Origin of the sequence: Streptomyces sp. TRM64462 (assembly GCF_013362995.1) — a bacterium.
Lineage (GTDB): Bacteria > Actinomycetota > Actinomycetes > Streptomycetales > Streptomycetaceae > Streptomyces.
In genome coordinates, this window is sequence record NZ_JABWDV010000397.1 from 12,507 (window position 1) to 37,832 (window position 25,326).

The 25,326-nt window shown below is 72.8% G+C and carries 25 protein-coding genes; 13 read left to right on the forward strand and 12 right to left on the reverse strand.

What is annotated here, in order from left to right; all coding sequences use genetic code 11:
• Positions 1-102: 102 nt before the first annotated feature.
• Entirely contained in the window at positions 103-1,263 is a 1,161-nt protein-coding gene (locus HTZ82_RS23540; protein ID WP_175410481.1) for a glycerate kinase, read from the reverse strand.
• Positions 1,264-1,375: 112 nt separating this feature from the next.
• Between HTZ82_RS23540 and HTZ82_RS23545 the strand changes: the two genes are divergently transcribed.
• Together HTZ82_RS23545 and HTZ82_RS23550 are read left to right on the forward strand one after the other, a co-directional pair.
• The gene (locus tag HTZ82_RS23545; RefSeq protein WP_175410480.1) at positions 1,376-3,112 is read left to right on the forward strand and encodes a BCCT family transporter; all 1,737 of its coding nucleotides are present in this window, start codon (positions 1,376-1,378) and stop codon (positions 3,110-3,112) included.
• Positions 3,113-3,136: 24 nt separating this feature from the next.
• Positions 3,137-3,634 (forward strand): NUDIX hydrolase, encoded by a 498-nt coding sequence (locus HTZ82_RS23550; RefSeq protein WP_175410479.1) that lies wholly within the window; start codon positions 3,137-3,139, stop codon positions 3,632-3,634.
• A 9-nt stretch (positions 3,635-3,643) separates the two neighbouring features.
• On the opposite strand, the gene HTZ82_RS23555 is transcribed toward HTZ82_RS23550, so the two are convergent.
• A complete protein-coding gene (locus HTZ82_RS23555; RefSeq protein WP_175410478.1) occupies positions 3,644-3,847 on the reverse strand; it encodes a type II toxin-antitoxin system VapB family antitoxin in 204 nt (67 codons plus the stop codon).
• A 70-nt stretch (positions 3,848-3,917) separates the two neighbouring features.
• Between HTZ82_RS23555 and HTZ82_RS23560 the strand changes: the two genes are divergently transcribed.
• Positions 3,918-4,634: a Sir2 family NAD-dependent protein deacetylase gene (locus HTZ82_RS23560; RefSeq protein ID WP_175410477.1), complete on the forward strand. Its 717-nt coding sequence runs from the start codon at positions 3,918-3,920 to the stop codon at positions 4,632-4,634.
• Here HTZ82_RS23560 and HTZ82_RS23565 read toward each other — a convergent pair.
• The 3 genes from HTZ82_RS23565 to HTZ82_RS23575 form a co-directional block, all read right to left on the reverse strand.
• Positions 4,631-5,167 (reverse strand): methylated-DNA--[protein]-cysteine S-methyltransferase, encoded by a 537-nt coding sequence (locus HTZ82_RS23565; protein WP_175410476.1) that lies wholly within the window; start codon positions 5,165-5,167, stop codon positions 4,631-4,633. The genes HTZ82_RS23560 and HTZ82_RS23565 overlap by 4 nt on opposite strands.
• A 12-nt stretch (positions 5,168-5,179) precedes the next feature.
• Positions 5,180-6,655: an AlkA N-terminal domain-containing protein gene (locus HTZ82_RS23570; RefSeq protein ID WP_175410475.1), complete on the reverse strand. Its 1,476-nt coding sequence runs from the start codon at positions 6,653-6,655 to the stop codon at positions 5,180-5,182.
• A 166-nt stretch (positions 6,656-6,821) separates the two neighbouring features.
• Positions 6,822-7,394, reverse strand: a complete 573-nt coding sequence (locus HTZ82_RS23575; RefSeq protein WP_175410474.1) for an NAD(P)H-dependent oxidoreductase — start codon at positions 7,392-7,394, stop codon at positions 6,822-6,824.
• A gap of 124 nt (positions 7,395-7,518) precedes the next feature.
• Between HTZ82_RS23575 and HTZ82_RS23580 the strand changes: the two genes are divergently transcribed.
• Positions 7,519-8,196 carry a TetR/AcrR family transcriptional regulator gene (locus tag HTZ82_RS23580; RefSeq protein WP_175410473.1) on the forward strand — a complete coding sequence of 226 codons (678 nt, stop codon included), beginning with the start codon at positions 7,519-7,521 and terminating at the stop codon, positions 8,194-8,196.
• Here HTZ82_RS23580 and HTZ82_RS23585 read toward each other — a convergent pair.
• From HTZ82_RS23585 to HTZ82_RS23610, 6 genes are all read right to left on the reverse strand, one after another.
• The gene (locus HTZ82_RS23585; RefSeq protein WP_175410472.1) at positions 8,158-9,585 is read right to left on the reverse strand and encodes a BNR repeat-containing protein; all 1,428 of its coding nucleotides are present in this window, start codon (positions 9,583-9,585) and stop codon (positions 8,158-8,160) included. The genes HTZ82_RS23580 and HTZ82_RS23585 overlap by 39 nt on opposite strands.
• A 10-nt stretch (positions 9,586-9,595) precedes the next feature.
• On the reverse strand, positions 9,596-9,916 hold the full coding sequence (locus tag HTZ82_RS23590) for an L-rhamnose mutarotase (RefSeq protein WP_175410471.1): 321 nt from the start codon (positions 9,914-9,916) through the stop codon (positions 9,596-9,598).
• Between the two features lie 16 nt (positions 9,917-9,932).
• A complete protein-coding gene (gene rhaS / locus HTZ82_RS23595; RefSeq protein ID WP_175410470.1) occupies positions 9,933-11,018 on the reverse strand; it encodes a rhamnose ABC transporter substrate-binding protein in 1,086 nt (361 codons plus the stop codon).
• Positions 11,019-11,128: 110 nt separating this feature from the next.
• On the reverse strand, positions 11,129-12,172 hold the full coding sequence (locus HTZ82_RS23600; protein ID WP_175410469.1) for an ABC transporter permease: 1,044 nt from the start codon (positions 12,170-12,172) through the stop codon (positions 11,129-11,131).
• Positions 12,169-13,209, reverse strand: coding sequence for an ABC transporter permease (locus tag HTZ82_RS23605; RefSeq protein ID WP_175410468.1), 1,041 nt, complete (start codon positions 13,207-13,209; stop codon positions 12,169-12,171). Before HTZ82_RS23605 ends, HTZ82_RS23600 begins: the two co-directional genes overlap by 4 nt.
• Positions 13,206-14,750, reverse strand: a complete 1,545-nt coding sequence (locus tag HTZ82_RS23610; protein WP_175410467.1) for a sugar ABC transporter ATP-binding protein — start codon at positions 14,748-14,750, stop codon at positions 13,206-13,208. The genes HTZ82_RS23605 and HTZ82_RS23610 overlap by 4 nt, the downstream gene beginning before the upstream one ends.
• A 240-nt stretch (positions 14,751-14,990) precedes the next feature.
• On the opposite strand from HTZ82_RS23610, the gene rhaI reads away from it, so the two are divergent.
• The 6 genes from rhaI (at position 14,991) to HTZ82_RS23640 (ending at position 22,837) form a co-directional block, all read left to right on the forward strand.
• A complete protein-coding gene (gene rhaI, locus HTZ82_RS23615) occupies positions 14,991-16,160 on the forward strand; it encodes an L-rhamnose isomerase (protein ID WP_175410466.1) in 1,170 nt (389 codons plus the stop codon).
• A 5-nt stretch (positions 16,161-16,165) separates the two neighbouring features.
• On the forward strand, positions 16,166-18,229 hold the full coding sequence (locus HTZ82_RS23620; protein WP_175410465.1) for a bifunctional aldolase/short-chain dehydrogenase: 2,064 nt from the start codon (positions 16,166-16,168) through the stop codon (positions 18,227-18,229).
• Between the two features lie 177 nt (positions 18,230-18,406).
• The gene (locus tag HTZ82_RS23625; RefSeq protein ID WP_175410464.1) at positions 18,407-19,927 is read left to right on the forward strand and encodes a rhamnulokinase family protein; all 1,521 of its coding nucleotides are present in this window, start codon (positions 18,407-18,409) and stop codon (positions 19,925-19,927) included.
• The gene (locus tag HTZ82_RS23630) at positions 19,918-20,673 is read left to right on the forward strand and encodes a (Fe-S)-binding protein (protein WP_175410463.1); all 756 of its coding nucleotides are present in this window, start codon (positions 19,918-19,920) and stop codon (positions 20,671-20,673) included. The genes HTZ82_RS23625 and HTZ82_RS23630 overlap by 10 nt, the downstream gene beginning before the upstream one ends.
• Positions 20,670-22,151, forward strand: a complete 1,482-nt coding sequence (locus tag HTZ82_RS23635; RefSeq protein WP_175410462.1) for a LutB/LldF family L-lactate oxidation iron-sulfur protein — start codon at positions 20,670-20,672, stop codon at positions 22,149-22,151. Before HTZ82_RS23630 ends, HTZ82_RS23635 begins: the two co-directional genes overlap by 4 nt.
• The gene (locus HTZ82_RS23640; RefSeq protein ID WP_175410461.1) at positions 22,148-22,837 is read left to right on the forward strand and encodes a lactate utilization protein C; all 690 of its coding nucleotides are present in this window, start codon (positions 22,148-22,150) and stop codon (positions 22,835-22,837) included. Before HTZ82_RS23635 ends, HTZ82_RS23640 begins: the two co-directional genes overlap by 4 nt.
• Here the strand turns inward: HTZ82_RS23640 and HTZ82_RS23645 are convergent.
• The gene (locus HTZ82_RS23645; RefSeq protein ID WP_175410460.1) at positions 22,813-23,280 is read right to left on the reverse strand and encodes a GNAT family N-acetyltransferase; all 468 of its coding nucleotides are present in this window, start codon (positions 23,278-23,280) and stop codon (positions 22,813-22,815) included. The two genes, HTZ82_RS23640 and HTZ82_RS23645, sit on opposite strands and share 25 nt — an antisense overlap.
• A gap of 182 nt (positions 23,281-23,462) precedes the next feature.
• Between HTZ82_RS23645 and HTZ82_RS23650 the strand changes: the two genes are divergently transcribed.
• From HTZ82_RS23650 to HTZ82_RS23660, 3 genes are all read left to right on the forward strand, one after another.
• Positions 23,463-23,939, forward strand: coding sequence for a hypothetical protein (locus HTZ82_RS23650; protein WP_175410459.1), 477 nt, complete (start codon positions 23,463-23,465; stop codon positions 23,937-23,939).
• Positions 23,940-24,076: 137 nt separating this feature from the next.
• On the forward strand, positions 24,077-24,832 hold the full coding sequence (locus HTZ82_RS23655; RefSeq protein ID WP_175410458.1) for a DUF2470 domain-containing protein: 756 nt from the start codon (positions 24,077-24,079) through the stop codon (positions 24,830-24,832).
• Positions 24,833-24,926: 94 nt separating this feature from the next.
• On the forward strand, positions 24,927-25,326 hold a 400-nt coding region (locus HTZ82_RS23660), incomplete at its 3' end, for a tellurite resistance TerB family protein (RefSeq protein ID WP_175411438.1).

The following is a 25,326-nucleotide window of genomic DNA, read 5'->3' on the forward strand; positions in this document are numbered from 1 at the left end:
GCGGAACGGCCCCAGCGGGCCCGAGCGATCCCCGCTCACGCACCGGGGTGGGCCCTCCGGGCCGGAAGCACGCGTCAGCGCTGGGGCCCGGCGGCTGGCGGGTCAGCGCAGGAAGTCGCGGGCGATGTTCGCTGCTGCTCGTTCCAGGAGGGGGCCCGCTTCCGCCATGCACCTGGCCGGGTCCGGCTCCAGCTCCGTGAGGGCGTACGCACGCCGGATCCCGGCGCGCCCCAGGGCCTCCGGCGGGAGGGCCAGGCGGCCGCAGACCGCCACGACCTCGATCCCGGCCGCGCGGGCCGCCGCCGCGACGCCCGCCGGGGCCTTGCCGTGGAGGGTCTGCTCGTCGAGGGAGCCCTCGCCGGTGATGACGAGCGTCGCGCGGTCCAGGGCCTCGGTGAAGCCGAGGATGTCCAGCATCAGCTCGATGCCGGGGCGGAAGCTCGCGCCCAGGCCGACCAGCGCGCCGTACCCGATGCCGCCCGCGCCGCCCGCGCCGGGCGACGCCGCGGCCTCGGCAGCACGCGGGCCGATGGCGTTCTCCAGGACCTTCGCGTAGTGGGACAGGGCGGCGTCCAGGACGGCCACGTCCTCCGGGCTCGCGCCCTTCTGGGGGCCGAACACCGCCGGGGCGCCCTTCGGGCCCGTCAGCGGGTTGTCGACGTCGCTGGCGAGCACCACGTCCACGTCCGGGAGCCGCGGGTCCAGGCCCGACAGGTCCGCCGTGGCCAGGTCGCGCAGCCCGCCGCCGCCCGGGCCGACCGGCTCGCCCGACGCGTCGAGGAGGCGGGCGCCCAGCGCGGCCAGCATCCCTGCGCCGCCGTCGGTCGTGGCGCTGCCGCCGACGCCGAAGACGATCGTGCGGGCGCCCGCGTCGAGCGCGGCCCGCAGCAGCTCGCCGGAGCCGTACGTGGTGGCCGTCAGGGGTGCGAGGACGCCGTCGGGGAGCAGGCTCAGGCCCGACGCCTCGGCCATCTCCACGACCGCCGTGCCGTCACGCAGCGCGAACGCCGCCGTGACCGGTTCGCCCAGCGGGCCCGTCACGCGCACCTCACGCCGTTCGAACCCGGCCGCGACGGCGGCCGCGACGGTGCCGTCGCCGCCGTCGGCGACCGGCAGGGCCTCCACGTCGACACCGGGGACGACATGGCGGAGCCCGGCTCTCACCCGCTCGGCCACCTGCACGGCCGTGAGCGACCCTTTGAACTTGTCGGCCGCCACCAGCACATGCTGCCGTGCGGCCTCAGTAACTGCTCCGTCCGTCACCTTGCATCCCTTGCTATCGAACAGGCAGTCGCGCCAGGGCCGACCCTATCCGCACGGTCAGACGGCGTGCCACCCCCTGATGTGCCGAGTTTTCGCACCATAGTGGGGCGTCATGAGCATGGAACCGATCGATCAGCCCCCTCCGGGCGCCCCCGCGAGCCACCCGCTGGAGGCCCGGCCCGACCACAAGGTCGTCGGGATCGGGGTGACCGCCGTCGCGGCGGTGGTCCTGTGGGCGTGGCTGGGCAAGGAATCCTTCGACAGCGCCTCGTCCAACGGGCTGGCCTGGGTCCTGGCCAACTTCGGCTGGCTGTTCGTGGTCGCCGCGGACATCTTCCTGGTGCTCTGCCTGGTGATCGCGTTCAGCCGGTTCGGACGGATCAGGCTGGGCCTGGACGATTCGGAGCCCGAGTTCGGGAACCTCGCGTGGATCGCGATGATGTTCAGCGCCGGCATGGGCATCGGCCTGATGTTCTACGGGGTCGGGGAGCCGCTCACGCACTTTCTGAGCCCGCCGCCGGCGAGCGGGGTGCGGGCCGAGTCGTCCGAGGCGGCCCGTACGGCGATGGAGTACTCGTTCTTCCACTGGACGCTCACGCCGTGGGCGATCTACGGCATCGCGGGCCTGGCCCTGGCGTACGCGGGCTTCCGCAAGGGCCGCGGGAACCGGCTGAGCGCCGCGTTCGTGCCGCTCATCGGGGCGCGCAGGGCCGTGTCGTGGCAGGGCAAGGTGATCGACCTGCTGGCCGTGTTCGCGACGGTCTTCGGCACGGCGACCAGCCTGGGCCTGGGCGCGCTCCAGGTGGCGGAGGGCCTCGATCTGACCGCCGGGGTCACGGCTGACCTGTCGACGGAGCTGATCATCATCGCGGTGCTGTCCGGGGCGTTCGTGCTGTCGGCGTTCTCCGGGCTGCACCGGGGCATCAAATGGCTGTCGACGCTGAACATCATCCTGGCGGCGACGCTGATGGTGTTCGTGTTCCTGGTCGGGCCGACCGTGTACGTGCTGGACTCGATCCCGGCGTCGATCGGCGGCTATCTGGAGAACCTGCTGCCCATGGCGAGCCGTACGGGCGCGTTCTCGGACCCGGCGTGGCTGGGCTCCTGGACGGTCTTCTACTGGGCGTGGTGGCTGTCGTGGGCGCCGTTCGTGGGCACGTTCATCGCGCGGATCTCGCACGGCCGCACGGTGCGGGAGTTCCTCATCGGGGTGCTGCTGGTGCCGAGCGGGGCGACGGTCGTCTGGTTCTGCGTGATGGGCGGTTCGGCGCTGCGCCTGCAGTCGACGGGCGCCGCGGACCTCGCGGACGCGGTGCAGGACGGCGCTGAGGCGTCGCTGTTCGCGATGCTGGACTCGCTGCCGATCGGGGCGGTCACGTCGTTCGTGGCGATGGTGCTGGTGATGACGTACTTCGTGACGAGCGCCGACTCGGCGTCGCTGGTGATGGGCTCGCTGACCAGCCGGGGCGCGCTGCATCCGCCGACGTGGCTGGTGGTGGTGTGGGGCGCGCTGATGGCGTCGGTCGCGGCGGTGCTGCTGGTGGTCGGCGGGCTGAACTCGCTGCAGACGGCGACGATCCTGGTGGCGCTGCCGTTCGTGGTGGTCATGCTCGGTCTGTGCTGGGCGCTGGTGACGGAGCTGCGGGAGGACCCGGGGGCGGGCCCGGCGCGGCTGCACGCGCTGCACGGGCTGCGGGACGTCGTACGGACGATGGTCGGCGACGCGGTCACGGAGGCCGCCCCGGCCCGCCACCACCGGCTGCGGCGGGCGGCGCGGGCGCGTACGGAGGGCGAGTCGGAGGGCGACGGGAGCGGCGGCGGAAGCGGCGGCGGCGAGGGGACGTTCTGACGAGGGGCGTTCTAGGGTGGCGGGGTGACCACCTCTGACTACGCCACGTACATCGCCGGTCTGCCCAAGGTGCTCGCCGGTGCGGCCACGCTGCTGCGCGACGCGGAGGGCCGCGTCCTGCTCGTGGAGCCCAACTACCGTGAGGGGTGGGCGCTTCCGGGCGGCACCATCGAGTCCGACGCCGGGGAGACGCCGCGGCAGGCGGCCCGCCGCGAGACCCTGGAGGAGATCGGCCTCGACGTGGAGCCGGGCGCCCTGCTCGCCGTCGACTGGGTGCTGGGCACCGGGCGGCCGCCGATCGTGGCGTACGTGTACGACGGCGGTGTCCTCGACGGCGCGGCGTTCCGCGCCATCCGCCTCCAGGAGGCGGAGCTCGTGTCGTGGAAGCTGGTGGACCGCGAGGACATCCCCGCGTATCTGCTGGGCGCCCTGGGCCGCCGCGTCCTGGCCGCCCTGGACGCCCTGGCGGCCGGCGGCGGTCCGGTCGAGCTGGAGGACGGCCGCCGCCCGGCGGGCCGCTGAGGGGTCGGGTCAGGCCTCGTGGTCGGGGGGCTTGATCTCCCGTGTGCGGTGGGAGTCGTCGGCCGGGGAGGTCGCGCGGGACTCCGTGCGGTGGCCGCGGGCGATGTAGTCGCGGAGGACCAGTTCGACGGCGTCCTGCGGGTTGCCGACGCCCGCGAGGACCATGACCTCCACGACGAGTTCGGCGTCGAGACCGACGTTCACCTTGGCCATGGCGTGGACCTTACAGGTCGGTGCGGATATCCGTTCGCCGCTCGGCGGAACCGCTGCGTACGCTCGGCGCATGACGTTGGTCGCGATCCTCAGCGGTGCCGGTATCTCGACCGACTCCGGCATCAGTGACTACCGGGGCCCGAACGGGCTGTGGCGGCGCGACCCGGAGGCCGAGAAGCTCGTCACGTACGCGTACTACATGGCCGACCCGGACATCCGGCGCAGGTCGTGGCGGATGCGGCTGGACGGTCCGGTGCTGCGTGCCGAGCCGAACGCCGCGCACCGGGCGGTGGCGGAGCTGGAGCGGACCGACGGGTTCGCCGTGCGGGTGCTGACGCAGAACGTGGACGGGCTGCACCAGCTCGCCGGGATGCCGCCGCGCAAGGTGCTCGAACTGCACGGTACGGCACGGGCCGTGGTGTGTACGGGGTGCCGTGCCCGCTCGTCGATGGCGGAGGCGCTGGAGCGGGTCGTGGCGGGTGAGCCGGACCCGGCGTGCACGGCGTGCGGCGGGATCCTGAAGTCCGCGACGGTGATGTTCGGGGAGCGGCTCGACCCGGTGGTGCTGGGCGAGGCCATGGGCATCGCGAAGGCGGCCGAGGTGTTCGTCGCGGTCGGCTCGTCGCTCCAGGTGCAGCCGGCCGCGTCCCTCGCCGGGATCGCGGCCGAGCACGGCGCGCGGCTGGTCATCGTGAACGCCGAGCCGACGCCGTACGACGGGCTCGCGGACGAGGTGGTGCGCGAGCCGATCGGCACGGCGCTGCCCGCCTTGCTGAAGCGGCTTTAGAACAGGGTGTCGGCCGGTGCCTTCGCGCCGCTTTCGAGGCCTTCGCTGCCTTTGAAGGCTTCGATGCCTTCGAAGGCGAGGAGGCGGCGTTTGCGGTCGAGGCCGCCGCCGTAGCCGGTGAGGCCGCCGCTCGCGCCGATGACGCGGTGGCACGGGACGATGATGCCGACCGGGTTGCGGCCGTTGGCGAGGCCGACCGCGCGGGACGCGGCCGGGTTGCCCAGGGCCTCGGCCAGTTCTCCGTACGTGCGCGTCTCGCCGTACGGGATGGTCCTGAGCTGCTCCCAGACGCGGCGCTGGAACGGGGTGCCGTCGAGGTGGAGGGGCAGGTCGAAGTCGGTGCGCTCGCGCGCGTGGTAGGCGTCGAGCTGGCGGACGGCCTCGGTGAAGGGGCGGGGGTCGGGGGTGCCGAAGGTCTCCTCGGGGGGCCGGTGGCGCTGCCCGGTCATGTAGAGGCCGCTGAGGACGCCGTCGGTGGCGACGAGGGTGAGCGGGCCGTACGGGCTGTCGACGACCGTGTGGTTCCTGATCATGGCGGGCCTTCCTCAGGCGGGCAGGTGGTTGATGGGGTGGCTGTCCGTGGCCCACAGGTACTGGACGGCGTACGCGCGCCACGGGCGCCAGCCGGCGGCGTTCGCGGTGAGCGCGGCCGGGGTCGCGGGCAGGCCGAGTGCGGTGGCCGCGCGGCGGACGCCGAGGTCGCCGGGGAGGAACGCGTCGGGGTCGCCGAGTGCGCGCATGGCGATGACCTCGACGGTCCAGGGGCCGAAGCCGGGCAGGGCGAGGAGCCGGCCGCGGGCGTCGTCCCAGTCGCTGTCGGGGCCGAGCTTCACGGAGCCGTCGGCGAGTGCGGCGACCAGGGTGGTGAGCGTGGTGCGGCGGGTGCGGGGCAGGGCCAGGGCTTCCGGGTCGAGGCCGGCCAGCGCGTCGGGCGTGGGGAACAGGTGGGTGAGCCCGCCCTCGGGGTCGTCGACGGGGGTGCCGTGCGCGGTGACGAGGCGGCCGGCGTGGGTGCGGGCGGCGGCCGTGGAGACCTGCTGGCCGAGCACGGCCCGTACGGCGAACTCGGCGGCGTCGACGGTGCGCGGCACGCGGCGGCCGGGCGCGCGGTCGACGAGCGGGGCGAGGTGCGGGTCGGTGCGGAGCTGTCCGTCGACGGCGACGGGGTCGGCGTCGAGGTCGAGGAGCCAGCGGCAGCGGCTGATGGCGTGGGTGAGGTCGCGCGGGTCGGTGAGGTGGAGGCGGCACGCGATGTGGCCGGTGGCCGGGGCGAGGGCGACGATGCCGTGCCCGTACGGGAGGGTGAGCGTGCGGCGGTAGGAGCCGTCGCGCCACTCCTCGACGCCGGGTACGGCGGTGGCGGCGAGGTGGCCGAACAGGTTGGACGGGTTGAGGGGCGTGCGGTACGGGAGGCGGAGGCTGATCGTGCCGGGGGTCGCCGCGGGGCGGGCGGCGCCGCGGTGCGCCCGGGTCCGGAGTTCGCCGGGGGCGAGCGCGAAGACCTCCCGTACCGTCTCGTTGAAGGCGCGGACGGACGAGAACCCGGCGGCGAACGCCACGTCGGCGAGGGGCAGGGACGTCGTCTCGATGAGGACGCGGGCGGTCTGGGCGCGCTGCGCGCGGGCCAGGGCGAGCGGTCCGGCGCCGAGTTCGGCGCGGAGCTGGCGTTCGATCTGGCGGGTCGAGTAGCCGAGCCGGGCGGCGAGGCCGGGGACGCCCTCGCGGTCGACGACGCCGTCGCGGATGAGCCGCATGGCGCGGGCGACGGTGTCGGCGCGGGCGTTCCACTCGGGCGAGCCGGGGCTGGTGTCGGGGCGGCAGCGCTTGCAGGCGCGGAACCCGGCCTGCTGGCAGGCGGCGGCGCTCGGGTAGAAGACCATGTTCTGCGGCTTGGGCGGCACGACCGGGCAGCTGGGGCGGCAGTAGATGCGGGTGGTGAGGACGGCGGTGAAGAACCAGCCGTCGAAGCGGGCGTCCTTGGACTGGACGGCCCGTACGCAGCGCTCGGTGTCGGTGTGCATGGTTCCAGCATCGGTGACCGGGCCGGGGGCTCGCTGGCGGAAATCCGACATGAACCTCGCGCTGCCTGCGGCTGCGTCCCGAACCGCGAGGCCCCTGGGCAGCGGTCGGCCCCCTCGCCCCTGACGAGGGGTGAGGGGGCCGGGTGCGGCCGGCGGGGGGCCGGTGTCAGGCCGTGGCGGCCTGGGCCGGGGTCTCCGCGGCGGCCTTCAGGCCGTTCAGGACGGCGGACAGGCCCGTGATGACCTCGGCGTCGTCCGCCGGGTGGGTCTCGGCGAAGCGCGTGACGGAACCGGGGATGGCGAGCTCCACGCCTTCGAGGACCGTGCCGCCGGCCACGCCCGCGGCCTTGCGGGCCTCGGCCTGCGCCCAGGCGCCGCCGTACTGGCCGAAGGCGGTGCCGATCACGGCGACCGGCTTGCCGGCGATGGCACCGGCGCCGTAGGGGCGGGACAGCCAGTCGATGGCGTTCTTCAGGACCGCCGGCATGGTGCCGTTGTACTCCGGCACGACCAGCAGGAAGGCGTCGGCCTGCGCACCCGCGGCGCGCAGCCGGGCGGCGGCCTCGGGCAGGGCCGCCTCGGTGTCGATGTCCTCGTTGTAGAAGGGCAGGTCGGCGAGGCCCTCGAACAGCTCGACGGTGGCGCCCTCGGGCGCGATGCCGACGGCGGCCTCGGCGAGCTGGCGGTTGTGGGAGCCGGCGCGGAGGCTGCCGACGAGAGCGACGATACGAGCGGACATGGTGACTCCTACGAGGTAGGCCGCGGGGAGCGGGGGTGCGTAACCGGACCGAGGTCCGTTGAAAGTTGTACCAGCTAAACGGACTCCGGTCCACTTTCATTCCCCGCGGCGGTACGCTGCTTCCATGACCTCCTCTCCGCTGCCGCACGGACGTACGGAGCTGTCCCTCTCCCCCGCCGGGGCGCAGCCGCAGCTCCGGGCCGACGCCGCCCGCAACCGCGCCCGCCTCCTGGAGGCCGCCGCGCGGCTGGCCGCCGAGCAGGGCGCGGCCCACCTGACCATGGAGGCCGTCGCCTGCGCCGCCCAGGTCGGCAAGGGCACGGTGTTCCGCCGCTTCGGCGACCGCGCGGGGCTGCTCCTGGCCCTCCTGGACCACCAGGAGCAGCAGTTCCAGGCCGCCTTCATGGCAGGGCCCGCCCCGCTCGGGCCCGGTGCGCCCGCCGCCGAGCGGCTGCACGCGTTCGGGCCCGCCGCGCTGCGCCACGAGCACGAGCACCGCGACCTGTACCTGGCGGCCGCCCAGCCGGACCCCGCGCGGCGGCATGCCGTCCCGGCCCGTGTCGTACGGCGTACGCACCTCGTCGCACTGCTGCGGCAGGCGGGCAGCGAGGCCGATGTCGAGCTGGCCGCCGAGATCCTGCTCGGCTACCTCGACATCGGCCTCGTACAGCATCTGCTCACCCGGCGTGGCATGTCCCTGGAGCGGCTGGAGGACGGCTGGCACGACCTCGTCGCCCGGCTGCTGCCCGCCGGCTCCCGGCCGTCAGCGGGGCAGCGCGAAGTCGATCACGTGGATCGGTGACGGTGTCGTCCCGCCGGACTTCTCCTGGTACATGATCGACAGCACGTCGTCCTGCCGTACCCGGGTCTCGTCGACGACGACCTCCCCGAAGGCGTTGAGGCCGCTGCCGTCGAACAGCACCTTCCAGTCGGTGTAGCCGGACGCCTTCGATGCGCCGACGATCCGGCCGAACGGCATGATCGCGTAGGCGTTGTCGTACTTGTCGAGGATCAGCCTGGTCCGCTGGCTGGAGTTGAGCGGTACGGGGATCTCGGTCTTGCGCCAGGCGCCGGTGCCGATGTCCTTGCGGACGTGGAAGGCGCGCCCGTTGGCGGTGCGGTCGTCGACGTAGTTCGTGGTGCACTGGCCGAAGCGGCCGGGCACGTACGAGATGATCGCGTGCGGCCGGTTCGCGGAGTCGGTGGCCTGGCTCTCCTGGTTCATGAGCGAGTGGTCGGGGTTGAGCGGGTCCACGACGAGTCCGGTGTCGTTGACGGAGACCCGGTCGGAGCCGCCGGTCGTGCCGACCACCGTCCCCGCCGCGTTGCGCCAGGTGCGGCCGCGGTCGGTGGAGTGGACGTAGCCGGTGTCGTGGTTGCTGATGCCGCCGCCGTGGCACATCACGGCGCCGTTCTGCTCGCGCCAGGTGAAGAAGGCGTGCAGGGTGCCGTCGGCGCTGTAGTCGATGCCGTGCAGGTACATGTTCCGGGCGGTGCTGGAGCCGTGCTCACTCCGGTACGTGCCGGTGGAGCTGGTCCACTCGCCGAGCGCGGTCCAGCGGGTGCCGTCGTACTCGGCGAGCGCGTTGCGGCCGTTGCCGGACACGGCGACGCGGTAGCTGAGCTGGAGGCGGCCCTCGGGCGTGGCGACGAACTGCGGGTAGGTGAACCGGGAGGTGAGCCCGAGGCCGTCGAGGGTGGTCTGGACGGGGCCGAACTGGCTCGCGGTCCAGGCCCGGCCGCCCGGGTTGTCGAGCAGGCCCGCGGTCGACTTCACGTAGAAGAAGGCGTCGCTGTGCGAGTCCATGGTGAGGTGGAGCCGCCCGTCGATCCGTGACACGCCCATGGAGATGACGTTGTGCGAGTCGTTGTAGCGCAGCTTGTGGCCGACCGTGACGGTCTGCCAGGTGGTGGAGCCGAGGGCGCGGCGGGCCACGACGGCGTTGCGGTCGGCGGTGTACCAGGCGGCGTACTGGTAGCCCTTGTAGGTGAGGAGCCCGTTCTTCTGGAACGAGTTGTTGTTGACGAGGCCGTTGTACGACACGAAGTAGAGGGCCTGGGAGTCGAGGCGGGTGTCGTTGATCCGGCTGACCGCCGGGGCGGGGTCTGCCGCGTTCGCGGTGCCGGTCGTCAGCGACGCGGCGGAGAGCAGGGCGGTGGCCATGGCCGCGGCGGCCGGGGATCGTCTCATGGGCATGCTCCTAGGCGAGGTGGAACACTTCGGTGAGGGGGCGCATCGCCTCGTCGGGTCCGGCCCCGTCGAGCGCTTCGAAGAAGTCGGACATCTCGGCCTGCCAGCGGGCGTTGACCTCGGTACCGGCCATGGCCGCCCGGGCCCGGTCGAAGTCCTCGGTCTCCAGGTAGCCGACGAGCAGGCCGTCGTCGCGGAGGAAGAGGGAGTAGTTGTGCCATCCGGCGGCGGAGAGCGCCGCGAGCATCTCGGGCCACACGGCCGCGTGCCGCTCGCGGTACTCCGCCAGCCGGTCCTGACGCACCTTCAGCAGGAAGCAGACGCGCTGCACGGGTACGGTCCGCCCCTCAGAAGTCGAACTCGTCGACGTTGTTCCTGTCGAAGACGGCCGGCGGGCCGAGGACGACCTCGCCGTCCTTGCCGATGGTGTACTCGCCGAGCCTCCCGGCCGTGAACTTCTCGCCCTCGGCGCCGGTGATCTGCCCGGACGCCAGGGCGGCGGCCGCGTAGGCGCCGAGGTAGCCGAGGTCCTTCGGGTTCCACAGGGCGAACTGCTCGACGGTGCCGTCCTTGACGTACTTGCGCATCTGGTTGGGCGTGCCGAGACCGTTGACGACGACCTTGCCCTTGTACGAGGACGAGCTGATGTAGCGGGCGGCCGCGGCGATGCCGACGGTGGTGGGCGAGATGATGCCCTTCAGGTTCGGGTACGCCTTGAGGAGGCCCTGGGTCTCCTGGAAGGACTTCTGGTCGTCGTCGTCCCCGTAGGCGACCTTGACCAGCTTCATGTCCTTGTACTCGGGCTTGGTGAGCTCGTCCTTCATGAACTCGATCCAGGTGTTCTGGTTGGTCGCGTTCTGGGTGGCCGAGAGGATCGCGATCTCGCCCTTGTGGCCGAGCTGCTTCGCGATGCTGCGGACCTGGCTGCGGCCGATCTCCTCGGAGCTTGCCTGGTTGATGAAGAGCTGGCGGCAGTCCTTGGCGGTGTCGGAGTCGTAGGCGACGACCTTGATGTCCTGCTTCATCGCGTTCTTGAGGGGCGTGCAGACCGCGTTGGGGTCGTTGGCCGCGATGAGGACGGCGTCCTGGCGCTGCTGGATGAGCGTGTTGATGTACGACACCTGGGAGGAGGCGCTGGCGTCGGAGGGGCCGACCTCCTTGCCGGTGGCGCCGAACTCCTTGGCGGCCTCGATGCCGGCCTCGTCGACGATCTTCTCGTACGGGTTGTTGATCTGCTTGGGCAGGAAGGCGAGCTTCAGGCCCTTCTTCAGTTCGGCGTCGGGGTTGGCCGTGGCGCCGGACGCCGTGCCGGCGGAGTCGTTCCGCGCGGAGTCCTTGGTGGTGCCGGAGCAGCCGGTGAGGGCGAGGGCCAGGGAGCAGAGGGCCGAGGTGGCCACGAGGGTGCCGCGGCGGGTGCGGGAACGGAGGTGCATGAGGGGTGCTGCCTTTCCTGTGCGGTGCGTGGTGGCGCGGAGAGAGCGCGGGGCGGGTCCGGGGAGCGGGGGGCCGGGGCGGGTCCGGGGTGGGCCCGGGGCGCCCGGGGTCAGGTGGCCGCCGCTCGGCGTCGGCGGCGTTCCGAGACCACCGCGATGACGCGGGGCGTCAGGACCGACGCGATCAGGAGGACTCCGGTGACGACGACCTGGACCTCGCTGGAGATGTCGTTCAGCGTGAGCAGGTTGCGGAGGAGTCCGATGAGCAGGACACCGGCGACCGCGCCGCCCAGGGTGCCCTTGCCGCCGTCGAAGTCGATGCCGCCCAGCAGGACGGAGGCGATGACGACGAGTTCGAGGCCGAAGCCGTTGTCGGCGCGGGCGCTGCCGTAGCGGAGGGTGAAGACGATCCCCGCGAAGGACGCCACCGTCCCGGACAGCACGAACAGCGCCAGCTTGATGCGCTTGACCCGGATGCCGGCGAAGTACGCCGCGTCCTCCTGCGCGCCGATGGCGAACAGGGAGCGCCCGAAGCCCGTGCAGTGCAGCGCCACGGCGGCGAGCACCGCGAGCACCGCGAACAGCGCGACCGGGTACGGCAGGAACGTGCCGGGCACGGTCTCGGTGTACGTGGCCCACCGGGCGTACGTCTCGGGGAAGTCGGCGACGGCCTTGGTGCCGAGGACCACGGACGCCAGGCCCCGGAAGAGGGCGAGGGTGCCGATGGTGACGGCGAGGGACGGCAGCCCGACCCGGGTCACGAGCCAGCCGTTCAGCAGGCCGCCGAGCGCGCCGACCAGCAGACAGACCGGCACGATCAGCTCGAAGGCCCAGCCGGAGTCCCACAGGGCGCCCGCGAGCGCGCTGGACAGGCCCAGCATGGACGCGACGGACAGGTCCACCTGCCCGGCGACGACCAGCAGGACCATCGGCAGGGCGATCAGCGCGACCTCGGCGATGTCGTTGAGGGCGGCCGACAGGTTGCCGGTGCTGGAGAAGCCGTCGGTGGTGCCGGTTCCGACGAGGAAGACGGCGACCAGGAGGACGCCGACGACGCTGTCCCAGCGCAGGAACCTGGCGAGGGAGGCCTTCGAGGCGGAGGTTGAGGAGGTGGTCGGCGTGTTCGGGGTGGTCGGGGTGGTGGACGTGGTCATCGCCTGTTCCTCTTCCGCAGGGCGTTGGTGGTGCGGACCTGCACGACGCGGTCGGCGGTGATGGCGAGGATCAGCAGGGCGCCGGTGATGGCCTGCTCCCAGAACGGGTCGACCTTGAGGACGACGAGGGCGCCGGAGATCGTCGTGAGGAGGAGGGCGCCGAGCGCCGCGCCCCACACCGAGCCGGTGCCGCCCGTGATGGCCACGCCGCCGACGACGACCGCGCTGACCACGGTGAGCTCCCAGCCACTGGCCGCGCCGGCCACGACGGTGCCGAAGCGGGCCAGCCACAGGGCGCCCGCGAGACCGGCGACGGCGCCCGAGAAGACGTACGCGGCGAGGACGCGGCGCCGGATCGGGATGCCCGCGAGCCGGGCGGCCTCCGGGCTGGACCCGATGGCGTACAGCTCGCGGCCGCTGCGGTAGGTGCGCAGGAAGTACGCGGTGGCGGCGAGGACCAGGGCGGCGATCAGCGGCAGGTACGGGATGCCGAGGACGCTGCCGCTGCCGAGGGTGAGCACCGGTTCGGGCAGGTTGACGGCGTTGATCTGGCCGCCGTCCGCGAGGGCGTAGTCGACGCCCTGGAGGACGTACAGCATGCCGAGGGTGACGACGAGCGCGGGCACCTTGCCGATGCTGACGAGCGCTCCGCTGACCACGCCGCACAGGGCGCCGACGGCGATGCCGAGCAGCATCGTGGCGACCGGCCCGTGGCTGCTGCCCGAGACGAAGTCGCCGCAGGTGAAGGCGGTGAGGCCGACGACCGAACCGACCGACAGGTCGATGTTGCGGGTGACCACGACGACGGACTGGCCGACGGCGAGCAGCACCAGGATCGAGGCGTTGAGGAGCAGGTCCTTGACGCCCTGGCCGTCCAGGAAGGACGGGTTGGCGATCCAGGTGCCGAGGATCAGGAGGACGAGCGCGCCGCCGATGCTGATCTCGCGGGCCCGGAAGACCGTGTCGGCCAGGCCGCGGGCGTCGCCGCGTCGCTCGGGGGCGGCTGTGGCGGGCGGCTCGTCGAGGGCGGTGGTCACGCGGCCGCCTCCTTTCCGGTTCCTGTTCCTGCGGGCGTACGGCCGGTCGCCGCCGCCATCACGGACTCCTCGGTGGCCTCGTCGCGGGGTATCTCCGCGACGAGCCGGCCCTCGTGCATGACGAGGACGCGGTCGGCCATGCCGAGGACCTCGGGGAGGTCGGAGGAGACCATCAGGACGGCGAGGCCCTCGGCGGCGAGGGAGGACAGCAGCCGGTGCACCTCGGCCTTCGTCCCGACGTCGATGCCGCGGGTGGGCTCGTCGACGATGAGCACGGACGGCTCGGTGGCCAGCCACTTGGCGAGCACGACCTTCTGCTGGTTGCCGCCGGAGAGCACGCCGACGCTGTCGGAGAGCGCGTTGAACTTGAGCTGGAGGCGGACCGCCCAGTCGGCGGCGCGTCCCCGCTCCAGGGCCCGGCGGACGAGTCCGCCCTTGCCGAGCCGGTCGAGGCCGGTGAGGCCGATGTTGCGTTCGATGGACATCTCCATGACCAGTCCGCGCTGGCGCCGGTCCTCGGGGACCAGGGCGATGCCGGCGTCCATGGCCGCGGTGGGCGAGCCGGCGGGCAGCGTCGTACCGCCGACCCGTACCTCGCCGGCGTCGGCGCGGTCGACGCCGAAGACGGCCTGGACCACCTCGCTGCGCCCCGCCCCGACGAGTCCCGCGAGGGCGACGATCTCGCCGCGCCGTACGTCGAAGGAGACATCGCGGAAGACGCCCTCGCGGGTGAGGCGGCGTACGGACAGGGCGGTCTCGCCGATCTCCGCCGGCTGCTTGGGGTACAGCTCGTCGAGGTCGCGGCCGACCATCCGGCGGACGAGGTCGTCCTCGGTGAGCCCGTCGAGGGGCTCGGAGGAGATCCAGCGGCCGTCGCGCAGGGTGGTGACGCGCCGGCAGAGCCGGAAGATCTCCTCCAGGCGGTGCGAGATGAAGAGGACGGCGGCGCCCTCGGCGCGCAGCGCGTCGACGACGGAGAAGAGGCGGGCGGTCTCGCTGCCGGTGAGGGCGGCGGTCGGCTCGTCCATGATGAGGACGCGGGCGTCGAAGGAGAGCGCCTTGGCGATCTCGACGATCTGCTGGTCCGCGATGGACAGACCGCGCGCGGGCCTGTCGGGTGCGAGGTCGACGCCGAGGCGGGCCATCAGCCCGGCCGTGGCGGCGTGCACGGCCTTGCGGTCGATGCGGCCCAGCGCTCTCCGGGGCTGGCGGCCCATGAAGATGTTCTCGGCGATGGAGAGGTCCGGGAAGAGCGTCGGCTCCTGGTAGATCACCGCGATGCCCGCGTCCCGCGCGTCGGCGGGGCTGTGGAACTCCACGGGGACGCCGTCGAGCAGCACCTGCCCGGTGTCGGGCCGGTGCACTCCGGCGAGGGTCTTGATGAGCGTGGACTTTCCGGCGCCGTTCTCCCCCGCGAGGGCGTGCGCCTCGCCTGGGAAGAGCTGCAGGGACACGTCCTGCAGGGCCCGTACGGCGCCGAAGGACTTGGAGACGTCCGTCAGGGCCAGTACGGGGGCCGGGCCCACGTCGGGCTGGTTCATGGAGAGCTCCTCAACGGCGGTGGCGGTCGGGCCCCTCACGCCGTGAAAGGTTTCAACGAGGTTTCCCGGAAGCTAGACGTGCCGATACGACAACGTCAATGGGTCACCCCCTCAAACTTTCAACCTTTGGTCGTTTCGTGATGTGAACCGGGATCATGGCGGTCACGCGCCCTTGACAGGTACGGCGGGCGCCCATAGCTTCACGCCAATGAAACGATTCATTAATCAGGAGCGCTGACGATGACGAGCCGATCCGACGTCTCCGCTGTGAAGGCAGCCCTGCGGGCCCAGGCCATCGAGACACCGTCCTGGGCGTACGGGAACTCGGGGACCCGCTTCAAGGTGTTCGCACAGGCCGGTGTCCCGCGCACCCCTCAGGAGAAGCTGGACGACGCGGCCCGCGTCCACCAGCACACCGGGGCCGCGCCGACCGTCGCGCTGCACATCCCCTGGGACAGGGTCGACGACTACGCGGCCCTCGCCCGGCACGCCGAGGAGCGCGGCCTGAGGCTCGGGACGATCAACTCCAACGTCTTCCAGGACGACGACTACAGGCTCGGCAGCGTCTGCCACCCCGACGCGAAGGTCCGCCGCAAGGCCCTGGACCATCTGCTGGAGTGCGTCGACATCATGGACGCCACCGGCTCCCGCGACCTGAAGCTGTGGTTCTCGGACGGTACGAACTACCCCGGCCAGGACGACATCCGCGCCCGCCAGGACCGGCTCGCCGAGGCCCTCGCCGCCGTGTACGAGCGGCTCGGCGACGACCAGCGGATGCTGCTGGAGTACAAGTTCTTCGAGCCGGCCTTCTACACGACGGACGTCCCCGACTGGGGCACGGCGTACGCGCACTGCCTGAAGCTCGGCGAGAAGGCGCGCGTCGTCGTCGACACCGGCCACCACGCGCCCGGCACCAACATCGAGTTCATCGTGGCGCTGCTGCTGCGCGAGGGGAAGCTCGGCGGCTTCGACTTCAACTCGCGCTTCTACGCCGACGACGACCTCATGGTGGGCGCCGCCGACCCGTTCCAGCTGTTCCGGATCATGTACGAGGTGGTACGGGGCGGGGGCTTCGGCGCCGACGTGGCGTTCATGCTCGACCAGTGCCACAACATCGAGGCGAAGATACCGGCGATCATCCGCTCCGTGATGAACGTCCAGGAGGCCACCGCCAAGGCGCTGCTGGTGGACGCCGACGCCCTGTCCGCCGCGCAGGCAGCCGGCGACGTCCTCGCCGCCAACGCCGTCCTGATGGACGCGTACAACACCGATGTCCGTCCGCTGCTCGCCGAGGTGCGCGACGAGCTGGGCATCGACCCGGACCCGATCGCGGCCTACCACCGCTCGGGCTGGGCGCAGCAGATCGTCGACGAGCGCGTGGGCGGGACCCAGGCCGGATGGGGAGCGTGAAGGTCATGGCAGAGTGGCAGCGACAGCGACAGCGACAGCACGAAGCGGTGAAGGACCTGCTGGAGCGTTCGAACCGGCTGGGCGCCGACCCCCGCAACACCAACTACGCGGGCGGCAACACCTCGGCCAAGGGCACCGCGAGCGATCCGGTGACCGGCGGCGACGTCGAGCTGATGTGGGTGAAGGGCTCCGGCGGCGACCTCGGCACGCTGAGGGAGTCCGGTCTCGCGGCCCTGCGCCTGGACCGGCTGCGGGCGCTGACCGGCGTGTACCCGGGTGTGGAGCGCGAGGACGAGATGGTCGCCGCGTTCGACTACTGCCTCCACGGCAAGGGCGGCGCCGCCCCCTCGATCGACACCGCCATGCACGGCCTGGTCGACGCCGCCCACGTCGACCACCTCCACCCGGACTCGGGCATCGCCCTGGCCTGCGCCGCCGACGGCGAGAAGCTGACCGCCGAGTGCTTCGGCGACAAGGTGGTGTGGGTGCCGTGGCGGCGGCCCGGCTTCCAGCTCGGCCTGGACATCGCCGCCGTGAAGGAGGCCAACCCGCAGGCGATCGGCTGCGTCCTGGGCGGACACGGCATCACGGCGTGGGGCGCCACCAGCGAGGAGTGCGAGGCCAACTCCCTCTCCATCATCCGCACGGCGGAGACGTTCCTCGCGCAGCACGGCAGGCCCGAGCCGTTCGGCCCGGTCCTGGAGGGGTACGAGTCGCTGCCGGCGGACGCGCGCCGGGAACGGGCGGCCGCGCTCGCCCCGTACATCCGGGCGATCGCGTCCGCGGACCGGCCCCAGGTCGGCCACTTCAACGACGCCGAAGCCGTCCTGGACTTCGTCTCACGCGCCGAGCACCCGCGCCTCGCGGCCCTCGGCACGTCCTGCCCGGACCACTTCCTCCGTACGAAGGTCAGGCCCCTGGTCCTGGACCTGCCGCCGTCCGCGCCCCTGGAGGAGGCCGTGGCGCGCCTCAAGGCGCTGCATGTCGCCTACCGCGACGAGTACCGCGCGTACTACGAACGGCACGCCGCGCCCGACTCGCCCGCGATGCGCGGCGCCGACCCGGCGATCGTGCTGGTGCCGGGCGTCGGCATGTTCTCGTACGGCAAGGACAAGCAGACCGCGCGCGTGGCGGGCGAGTTCTACGTCAACGCCGTCAACGTCATGCGCGGCGCGGAGGCCGTGTCGTCGTACGCGCCGATCGAGGAGCGGGAGAAGTTCCGCATCGAGTACTGGGAGCTGGAGGAGGCGAAGCTGCGGCGCATGCCGAAGCCGAAGCCGCTGGCGGCGAGGATCGCGCTGGTGACGGGCGCGGGCTCCGGCATCGGCCGGGCCATCGCGCGGCGGCTCGTCGCCGAGGGCGCGTGCGTGGTCGTCGCCGACCTGAACGCGGAGAACGCGGCGGCCGTCGCGGACGAGCTCGGCGGGCCCGACCGGGCGGTGGCCGTCACCGTGGACGTCACGAGCGAGGAGCAGATCGCTGCGGCGTTCCGCGCGGCGCTGCTGGCGTTCGGCGGCGTGGACCTGGTGGTGAACAACGCCGGCGTCTCCGTGTCCAAGCCGCTCCTGGAGACGTCGGCCCGCGACTGGGACCTCCAGCACGACATCATGGCGCGCGGTTCCTTCCTGGTGTCCCGGGAGGCGGCGCGGGTGATGATCGCGCAGGGCGTGGGCGGCGACATCGTGTACATCGCGTCCAAGAACGGTGTCTTCGCGGGGCCCAACAACGTCGCGTACGGCGCGACGAAGGCCGACCAGGCGCACCAGGTGCGGCTGCTCGCCGCCGAACTGGGCGAGCACGGCATCCGCGTCAACGGCGTCAACCCGGACGGTGTGGTGCGCGGCTCCGGGATCTTCGCGGGCGGCTGGGGGGCGCAGCGGGCGGCGGTGTACGGCGTGGAGGAGGAGAAGCTGGGCGAGTTCTACGCCCAGCGGACGCTGCTGAAGCGGGAGGTGCTGCCGGAGCACGTCGCGAACGCGGTGTTCGCCCTGACGGGCGGGGAGCTCACGCACACGACGGGCCTCCACATTCCGGTGGACGCGGGCGTGGCGGCGGCGTTCCTGCGCTGATTCATCCCCCACCCCGCCCCTTCCCGAATCGGGGGCTCCGCCCCCGAACCCCCGCTCCTCAAACGCCGGAGGGGCTCAATGCGAGCCCGTCCGGCGATTGAGGACAAGCGCCGTCCAGGCGCGATACGGGCGTCCGGGGGCGGAGCCCCCGGTTGACCACCACCCACCGAGGACCCCATGCCATCCACCTTCGCCGCCGTCGACCTCGGCGCATCCAGCGGGCGCGTCATACTCGCCCGCGTCACCCCGGACACCCTGGAGATCGAGGAGGTCCACCGCTTCCCCAACCGGCCCGTCCGGGTCGCCGGGGCCCTGCACTGGGACATCCTGGCCCTGTACCGCGGCGTCCTGGACGGCCTGCGGGCGGCGGGTGCCGCCGCGGGGGGCCGGCTCGACGGGGTCGGGGTCGACAGCTGGGCCGTCGACCACGGGCTCCTCGACGCCACGGGCGCCCTCCTCGGCAACCCCGTCCACTACCGCGACGCCCGCACCGACGGCACCGCCGAGAAGGTCGCCGCCGTGCTTCCGCCCGATGAGCTGTACGCGGCGACCGGGCTTCAGCACCTGCCGTTCAACACCGTGTACCAGTTGGTCGCCGCCCAGGGCACGCCCCAGTTCGCGGCGGCGCGGCGCGCCCTGCTGATCCCGGACCTCATCGCGTACTGGCTCACGGGCGAGGCGGGTACGGAGATCACGAACGCGTCGACGACGCAGCTCCTCGATCCGCGTACCCGCGACTGGTCCCCCACCGTGGCCGCCCGGCTCGGGATCGACGTCGGTCTGTTCCCGCCGCTCCGCGGGCCCGGGGATCCCGCCGGGCTGCTGCTGCCCCACGTCCTGGCCGAGACGGGGCTCGAAGGCCCGGTCCCGGTGACGGCCGTCGGGTCGCACGACACGGCGTCGGCGGTCGTCGGGGTCCCGGCGGCCGGGGACGACTTCGCGTACATCGCGACCGGCACCTGGTCGCTCGCCGGGGTCGAGCTGGACGCGCCGGTCCTCACCGAGGCGTCCCGCGCCGCGAACTTCACCAACGAGCTGGGCGTGGACGGCACCGTCCGCTACCTCCGCAACATCATGGGCCTGTGGCTGCTCCAGGAGTGCCTGCGCGCCTGGGAGGCGCAGGGCCGCCCGCAGGATCTCGACGCTCTCCTCGCCGGGGCCGCGGAGGCCGAGCCGCTCCGTTCGGTCGTCGACGCGGGCGACCCCGCCTTCCTGGCCCCGGACGACATGCCGCGCCGTATCGCGGACGCGTGCGCCCGCACCGGGCAGCCGGTGCCGCGCACCCCGGCCGAGTTCACGCGCTGTGTCCTGGACTCCCTCGCGCTGGCGCACCGCCGGGCCGTCGACGAGGCGCGGCGGCTGTCGGGCCGGTCCGTCGGCACCGTGCACATCGTCGGCGGCGGCGCGTACAACGCGCTGCTCTGCCGGCTGACGGCGGACGCGACCGGCCTGCCGGTCGTCGCGGGCCCCGCGGAGGCGGCCGCCCTCGGCAACGTCCTGGTCCAGGCGCGCGCGGCCGGCGTGATCGGCGGGGGCCTGCCGGAGCTGCGGGCGCTGCTCCGCGCGACGCAGCCGCTGCGGTACTACGATCCGTCAGGCGGCCGTGCGGCCTGGGACGAGGCCGCGTCCCGGATCGCGGAGCGGACAGAGCAGCGGACGGAGCGGCAGACGGAGAAGGAGGACGAGACGTGCGCGTAGCCCTCTTCGTCACCTGCGTCAACGACACCCTCTTCCCCCGCACCGGGCAGGCCGTGGTCCGGCTGCTGGAGCGCCTCGGCGTCGACGTCGACTTCCCCGCGGCGCAGAGCTGCTGCGGCCAGCCCCAGTTCAACACCGGCTACCGCCACGAGACCGAGCCGCTCGTACGGCGTTTCGACGCGGCCTTCGAGGGCTACGACTACGTGGTCACGCCCTCCGGATCCTGCGCCGCCATGGTCCGCGACAACTACCCGCGCATCGGCGCGAAGGCCGCGGCCGAGCACCGTGGCCGTGAGCTGGCCGACGCGGCCGCGCGGGCCGTGCCCCGGACGTTCGAGCTGACCGAGTTCCTCGTCGACGTCCTCGGTGTGACGGACGTCGGCGCGTACTTCCCGCACACGGTCACGTACCACCCGACCTGTCACGGGCTGCGGGTGCTGGGCCTGCGGGACCGGCCGCGCCGGCTCCTGGAGCGGGTCGGGGGCCTGGAGCTGCGGGAGCTGCCGGGCGCCGACGAGTGCTGCGGCTTCGGCGGCACGTTCGCCGTGAAGAACGCGGACGTGTCGGCGGCGATGGGCGCGGACAAGGTGCGCGCCATCCGGGCCACCGGCGCCGACATGGTGTGCACGGTCGACAACTCGTGTCTGCTGCACATCGGCGGGACGCTCGCCCGGCAGGGCGCGGCGGTCCGTCCCGTGCACCTGGCGGAGATCCTCGCCTCGACCGAGCAGGAGCCCTACGTATGAGCGGCGACCCCCGGACGTATCTCGGCATGCCCGCCTTCCCGAAGGCCGCGCACGACGCCGTGCGGAACCCGACGCTGCGCGGCAATCTGCGGCACGCCACGCACACCATCCGCGACAAGCGGGCGAAGGCCGTCGCCGAGCTGGCGGACTGGCAGGAGTTGCGCGCCGCCGGCAAGGCCGTCAAGGACCGGACGCTCCGTCACCTCGACCACTATCTGGTGCAGTTGGAGGAGGCGGTCACGGCGGCGGGCGGCACGGTCCACTGGGCCGCCGACGCGGACGAGGCGAACCGGATCGTCACGTATCTGGTGAAGGCGACCGGGGAGCGCGAGGTCGTCAAGGTCAAGTCGATGGCGACGCAGGAGATCGGCCTCAACGAGGCGCTGGAGGCCGAGGGCATCCGCGCGTACGAGACGGATCTGGCGGAGCTGATCGTCCAGTTGGGCGAGGACCGCCCGTCGCACATCCTGGTCCCGGCGATCCACCGCAACCGGGGCGAGATCCGCGACATCTTCCGCGAGGAGATGGGCCGTTGGGGCCGCCCGGCGCCGGACGGGCTCACGGAGACCCCGGCGGAGCTGGCGGAGGCGGCACGGCTGCATCTGCGGGAGAAGTTCCTGCGCGCCAAGGTGGGCGTCTCGGGCGCCAACTTCATGGTGGCGGAGACCGGCACGCTGGTGGTCGTGGAGTCCGAGGGCAACGGCCGTATGTGCCTGACCCTCCCCGAGACGCTGATCTCGGTCGTGGGGATCGAGAAGGTGGTGCCGACGTGGCAGGACCTGGAGGTGTTCCTCCAGTTGCTCCCCCGGTCGTCGACGGCGGAGCGGATGAACCCGTACACGAGTACGTGGACGGGGACGACGGACTCCGACGGCCCGCAGGACTTCCACCTGGTGCTGCTGGACAACGGGCGCACGGACACCCTGGCCGACGGGGTGGGCCGGCAGGCGCTGCGCTGCATCCGCTGCTCGGCCTGTCTGAACGTCTGCCCGGTGTACGAGCGGGCCGGCGGCCACGCGTACGGCTCCGTCTACCCGGGCCCGATCGGCGCGATCCTCACGCCGCAGCTGCGCGGCACGGCCGGCGAGGTCGACGCCTCGCTCCCGTACGCGTCGTCGCTGTGCGGGGCCTGCTACGAGGTGTGCCCCGTGGCCATCGACATCCCGGAGGTGCTGGTGCATCTGCGGGAGCGGGTGGTGCAGGGCGGCGAGGTGACGAGGAACGGTACGAAGGTCACGCTGCGGCCCGCGAAGGGGCACGCGGCGGAGCGTGCGGCGATGCGTGCGGCCCGCTGGGCCCTGGACCACCCGGCGGCGCTGCGGGCCGGGCAGCGACTGGCGTCCCGCACCCGCCGCCTGCACCCGGAGCGGCTCCCGGGTCCGGGGCGGGCGTGGACGGACACGCGGGCGCTTCCGGAGGTGCCGGAGGAGTCGTTCCGTGACTGGTGGCAGCGCACAAGAGGAGGCGACGGCCGATGAATTCCGGCTACTCCGGCAGGGATCGTGTCCTCGCGCGGATCCGCCGTGCCCTGGCGGACGTGCCGAGGGCCGAGCGCCCGGCGGACGCGCCCGTGGAGCGCGCGTACCTCCGTGTCCACGGCGACAGGACCACGGACGAGACGGCCGAACTCCTGGCCGGGAACCTCGCCGACTACCGGGCCCTGGTGCACCGCGCCACGGAGGACGAGCTGCCGGGGCTGCTGGCCCGGCAGCTCGCCGCGCGTGGCGCACGCTCGGTGCTGGTCCCGCCGGGGCTGCCGCACGCGTGGACGGCCGCCGTGGACGCGACGCTGGTCCACGACCTGGCGGGGAGCACCGCGCGTGAGCTGGACGCGGTGGACAGCGTCGTCACGGGCTGCGCGGTGGCGATCGCGGAGACCGGCACGATCGTGCTGGACGGCGGGCCCGACCAGGGCAGGCGCCGTATCACTCTCGTACCGGACCACCACGTCTGCGTGGTCCGGGTCCCGGACCAGGTCGTCGACTCGGTGCCGCAGGCCCTGGAACGCCTCGACCCGCGCCGCCCGTTGACGTGGATCTCCGGCCCTTCGGCGACGAGCGACATCGAACTGGACCGGGTGGAGGGCGTCCACGGCCCGAGGACCCTGGAGGTGGTCCTGGTCCGGGCTCCGGCTCCGGCTCAGCCGGCCGCGGCGGTCCAGTGATAGGTGACGTCGGGTTCGTTCTCCTCGTTGCGGCCGCCGTCGTCGAACGTGCCGGCGGTGAAGCCGTGCCGCTCGTAGAAGGCGCGGGCGGCGTCGTTGCGCTGGAAGACGTGCAGCGAAAGCTCGTGCGGTGACGCCGCCCGTACGGCCGCGAGGAGCGCGGTGCCGATGCCCCGGCGCCGTACGTCCGGCCGCAGGTAGAGGTGGTCGAGCACGGTGCCGTCGAGCGCCGCGAACCCGACGACGCCGGCCGGTCCTTCGCCCTGCTCGGCCACCCACACGGCACAGCCCGGCAGCACGACGGCCTCGATCCAGGCGCGGGTCTCCTCGTCGCTGTGCAGACGCGGCAGGTACGGCATGGCGGCGGCGCGCGACGCCAGGAACACGCGCGTGATCGCCTCCGCGTCGGCGGCCCGTGCCCTGCGAATGCGTACGTCTGTCATGTTCCGGCTTCCCCCTGTACCGATCCCCTCGATCAACCGATCCCCTCGATCAACTGATCAACTGATCAACTGATCAACTGCGACCCTACCCGGGTCCGGCACCCGTCCGCCCGGAGATTTGTCACGCCCCGTACACTGCACGGCCGCTGCTCACACCGACCACAGCACGGGGGAACCACCACATGAACGTCATCGGCTTTCCGCTCATCGCCGTCAGCTTCGCCCTGGCCTGCGTGGGACTCTGGCTCGCCGTCAGGCGCCGGGAGGGCCGCGCGCGGTTCCTCGTGCTCTGCGCCCTGATGGTGGGCTGTGGCCTGTGGGCAGCGTCGGGTGTCGACGCGAGGTCCTGGAGCCGGGACGAAGTGCTCGCGGTCGTCGACGACGTGGCGGAGGCGTGGGGGCGCGAGCGGGCCGCCGCGAGCGCCGCGTCCGGCCAGGGCGTGCCGGACCGCCCGGACGACTCGCACTTCATGCTGACCCTGCGCGAGACGGCCGACGAGCAGGGCGAGGGGCCGGCGGACGAGCTGACGCTGAAGTCGCCGCGCGAGGACGTGTACGACATCGCCACGCGCTCCGGCGAGCACCGGTTCTGCGTGAGGCTCGCGCCGCGTGAGCGGTTCTCGGCCGAGGTCACGGAGGGACGCTGCCCGGCCGCCTGACGGACCGGATGACGGGTTCCACCTCCACACCCCCGTGAAGTAAGGTTAGCCTTACCTCACCTCAGGGGGTGCCGTTCGCGCGCGCCCGCTGTACGGATGGAGGCGTTCCGATGCAACCCGTACCGCAGGGAGTCCCGTTGAGCACCCGAGCCGACACCGAACCGTCCACCCTGCCCGAGCTGACCGCCGCCGAGCGGGTGCGGTCCGTACTGGCCCGTGCGATCTCCCTGTCCCTCACCACCGACGGCCAGAGCTACGACCTGATCGGCATGCACACCGTCGGCCGGAAGGGGCGGATCACCCTGCACGCCCGGCCGGACAGCCCGCTCGCCGCCCAGGTCGCCACCGCGCCGCGCGGCAGCCTCGCCGCGCTGCTGGAGTTCACGGACATCGCCCCGACCGCGGTCCGCGACCGCGTACGCGCCAGGGTCACCGTCTCCGGCTGGCTGGCCCCGGCGGAGGCGGGAGACGGCGACGGTCACATCGATGGCAGCGGGCGGCTGCGCCTGGACACCGCGCGCGTGACGCTGCGGACGTCGGCGGGCGCGGTGGAGGTCGGCCTCGACGAGGTCGCGCTCGCCGCGCCCGACCCGCTCGCCGTCGAGGAGGCCGCCATGCTCACCCATCTCGCGGACGCCCACGAGGACATGGTGGCCCACCTGCTGACGCTCGCCGGACCCCGACTGCCGCAGGGCGCGGTCCGGGTGCTGCCGTTCGCCCTGGACCGCCACGGCATCACCGTGCGCTGCGAATACGGCGACGCCGGCCAGTGCGACCTGCGCCTCCTCTTCCCGTCCACGGCACGGGACGCCGCCGAAGCGGGCGAGCAGGTGCGCCGCCTCCTCACGGCACCGGGCCGCTGCCCGCACCGGGAGCACCCCTCCCATCCCTGACGCGCGCCGCACCTGATAACTTCTACATTCGCGTAGAAGTAGCGTGCCGGGGGCGGGACCGCCCGCACCCGGGGCGCGTGACGAAGGAGTTCTCATGGCCCTGTGGGACCGCATCAAGGAGTCCGCGTCGACGATGCAGACCCAGCTCATGGCGAAGAAGAACGACCTCACCAGCGGCGCCTTCCGCGACGCCAGCATGGCCATGTGCGCGCTCGTCGCCGCCGCCGACGGCACGATCGACCCCGCCGAGCGCCAGCGCGTCGCCCAGCTCATCGCCACCAACGACGTCCTGCGCAACTTCCCCGCCGACGACCTCCACCGCCGCTTCGAGGCCAACCTGGAGAAGCTGACGGCCGACTTCGCTCTCGGCAAGGTCAGCGTCATGCAGGAGATCGCCAAGGCGAAGAAGAAGCCCGCCGAGGCCCGCGCCGTCATCCAGATCGGCATCGTCATCGGCGGCGCCGACGGCGACTTCGACAAGACCGAACAGGCCG